Origin of the sequence: Sandarakinorhabdus sp. (assembly GCF_032115815.1) — a bacterium.
GTDB lineage: Bacteria > Pseudomonadota > Alphaproteobacteria > Sphingomonadales > Sphingomonadaceae > Sandarakinorhabdus.
Window position 1 is genome coordinate 1 of the sequence record NZ_JAUMBI010000241.1, and the last position, 3,008, is coordinate 3,008.

Consider the following 3,008-nt stretch of genomic DNA (forward strand, 5'->3'; position numbering starts at 1 on the left):
TGATGGTCGTCGCCGGCCTACCCAGCTTTGGCGAGCGTGTGTCGGCCAGTGTCGATTTCATGAACTGGGGCTTTGCCGCCTGGCAGAACATCCCGCTGGGCAAGAAGGGCCAAGTGATGGGCAAGGTCGCCATCAGCGGCGCCGCCGATCCGACCATAGATGCGGCGGCCGGCAAGGATCTGTTTGTCACCCTGCCGCGCGGTTTCGGCATGGAGCGCAAGACGAGCGTTGAGGCGCTGCCCGGCCTGTCGGCACCGCTGAAGGCCGGCCAACAGGTGGGCAACCTCGTCGTCACCATGCCCGGCCAGCAGCCGGTGAAGGCGCCGCTGGTGACACCGGTCGCCATCGAGGAAGCCGGCATGTTCCGCCGCGCCTGGAACTGGGTGATGAGCTTCTTCAACTGATGGCGGGAGGCCGGTTCATCACGCTGGAAGGCGGGGAGGGGAGCGGCAAGTCCACGCAAGGCCGGCTGTTGGCCGAGGCGTTGCGCGCCGATGGCCATGAGGTGCTGCTGACCCGCGAACCGGGTGGCACGCCCGGGGCAGAAGCCATTCGAGGCCTGCTGGTGACCGGTGATCCCGATCGCTGGACACCCTGGAGCGACGCGCTGCTTATGACGGCGGCGCGCGTGGACCATGTCGCCCGCGTCATCCGCCCGGCGCTGGAACGCGGTGCCACGGTGATCTGCGATCGCTTCATCGATTCTACCCGCGCCTATCAAGGGGCGGGGCGCGGGCTGGAAGATGCGGCGCTCATTGATCTGCACAATGAAGCGGTTGGCCTGTGGCCGGATCTGACGCTGGTGCTGCTGCTCGATGAAGCTGAAGGGCTTGCCCGGGCGGCGGCGCGGGGCGGTGCGGAAGCCCGCTTCGAAGCCATCGGCGGCGATTTCCACGTCCGCGTGCAGGAATTTTTCGTGGCCTTGCCCAAGGCCGAGCCGGATCGCTGCAAGTCCATCAACGCTGGCGGCAGCATCGACGATGTGGCCGGGCGCATCCGGGACGCGCTGTGCTGATCGGCCACCAAGCCCAGATCGAGGCCTTCACCGCCGCCTTCACCGGTGGCCGGCCGCATCATGCCTGGCTGCTTGTCGGCCAGCAGGGGCTGGGCAAGGCGAGCTTTGCGCGGGAGGCGGCGACCTGGCTGCTGGCCGGCGCACCGCGCGGTGATGGCTTTGCCGTGGCGCCCGACAGCGACGCCGCCCGCCTGATGGCCGCCGGATCGCACCTTGATTACCGCCTGATCGAGCGCACCGAAGCCAAGACCGGCAAGCTGCGCAGTGAAATCGTCATCGGCCAGATCGTGCGCCGGCCCGACAGCGAGGGCCAGCCGTTGCGCGAATTCCTGTCCGGCACGCCAATGCTTGGGGCCCGACGCGTGGTGGTGATTGACGCCGCAGACGACATGAACCGCAACACAGCCAATGCCTTGCTGAAAAGCCTTGAGGAACCATCGGAAGACACGGTGTTCCTGCTGGTCAGCCACTCGCCTGGCCGGCTGCTGCCCACCATCCGTTCGCGCTGCCGCACGTTGCGCTTCTCACGTCTCACCCACGCAGAAGTTTCCCGCGTTCTGGCCAGTGCCGATCTGGAGGGGGAGGACGAAGCCTTGCTCGTGCGCTTGGCCGAAGGCTGCCCCGGCCGCGCCATCGCCCTGGCCGGGGCCGGCATCACCGCGCTGGAGCGGGACCTGGCCCAGCTTGCCAGCCTGCCGCCGCACATTGCCAACCCGGCTGCGCTGATGCTGGCGCGCGGCATTGGCGGCAAGGGCCGGGAAGGGCGCTACGCCGCGCTGCTTGATCGTGTGCCCGCCCTGATCGCCGATCGTGCCCAACGCCTGACCGGCCCGGCGCGGGGGGCGGCCATTGCCGAATGGGAGGCCGCGAGTCGCCTCGCCCGCGAAGCCGTGCCGCTGCAACTGGAACCTGGGCAGGTGGCGCATCGTCTCGCCCTGCATCTGGCCGCCGTCCCGGCTTGAATCGGCCGGCATATTGCCCCATTGGCCGTGGCCATGAGCAAGCCCCGCTTCTACGTCACCACCGCCATCGCCTATCCCAACGGCCGGCCGCACATGGGCCATGCCTATGAAGCGATCGCCACTGATGTCATCGCCCGCTTCAAGCGGCTCGATGGCTTTGATGTGCGCTTCCTTACCGGCACCGACGAACATGGCCTGAAGATCGACCAGGCCGCCCGCGCCGCCGGCAAGGCCCCAAAGGCCTATGTCGATGAAATGGTGGCGCCGTTCCAGTCGCTCGATGATGCGCTGGGCATCAGCTATGATCGCTTCATCCGCACGACTGATGAGGATCACAAGGCGCTGGTGCAGGCGCTGTGGCAGCGCATGGCCGCAAATGGTGATCTGTATCTTGGCCGCTACGAAGGCTGGTACTCGGTCCGCGACGAGGCCTATTATGACGAAGGCGAGTTGGTTGCCGGTGAAGACGGCACCAAACTGTCACCGCAGGGCACGCCGGTGGAATGGACGGTGGAGGAAAGCTGGTTCTTCAAGCTGTCCGCCTATCAGGACAAGCTGCTGGCGCTGTATGACAGCCACCCGGAGTATATCCAACCCACCAGCCGTTTCAACGAGATGCGCGCCTTTGTTGCCGGCGGGCTTTCGGATCTATCGGTCAGCCGCACCAGCTTCACCTGGGGCATTCCGGTGCCCGGAGACGAACGCCATGTGATGTATGTCTGGCTCGACGCGCTGGCCAATTATCTCACCGGTGCGGGCGGTCTCGACGGCGAATGGTGGCCGGCGGATCTGCACGTTGTGGGCAAGGATGTGGTGCGCTTCCACACCGTCTATTGGCCGGCCTTCCTGATGTCAGCCGGCATTTCGCTGCCGAAAACGGTGTTCGGCCACGGTTTCCTGCTCAACCGCGGCGAGAAAATGTCGAAATCGCTCGGCAATGTCGTCGATCCGGCCGCCATGGTGGACCGCTTCGGCGTCGATCGCCTGCGCTGGTTCCTGTGCCGCGAAGTCGCCTTCGGCGAAGACGGCAG

3 protein-coding genes and 1 pseudogene are annotated in these 3,008 nt (G+C 66.4%); all 4 read left to right on the forward strand.

From position 1 onward, the window contains the following. Positions 1-404 (forward strand): annotated as a pseudogene (locus tag RT662_RS13730) (D-alanyl-D-alanine carboxypeptidase); the annotation flags it as partial. Further along, positions 404-1,015, forward strand: a complete 612-nt coding sequence (gene tmk, locus RT662_RS13735) for a dTMP kinase (protein ID WP_313671257.1) — start codon at positions 404-406, stop codon at positions 1,013-1,015. The pseudogene RT662_RS13730 and the gene tmk, both read left to right, overlap by 1 nt. Further along, complete coding sequence (locus RT662_RS13740) at positions 1,009-1,977, forward strand: AAA family ATPase (protein WP_313671258.1); 969 nt, start codon at positions 1,009-1,011, stop codon at positions 1,975-1,977. Before tmk ends, RT662_RS13740 begins: the two co-directional genes overlap by 7 nt. Before the next feature lie 33 nt (positions 1,978-2,010). Then, the coding region (metG, locus tag RT662_RS13745; protein WP_313671259.1) for a methionine--tRNA ligase at positions 2,011-3,008 on the forward strand (998 nt) is incomplete at its 3' end.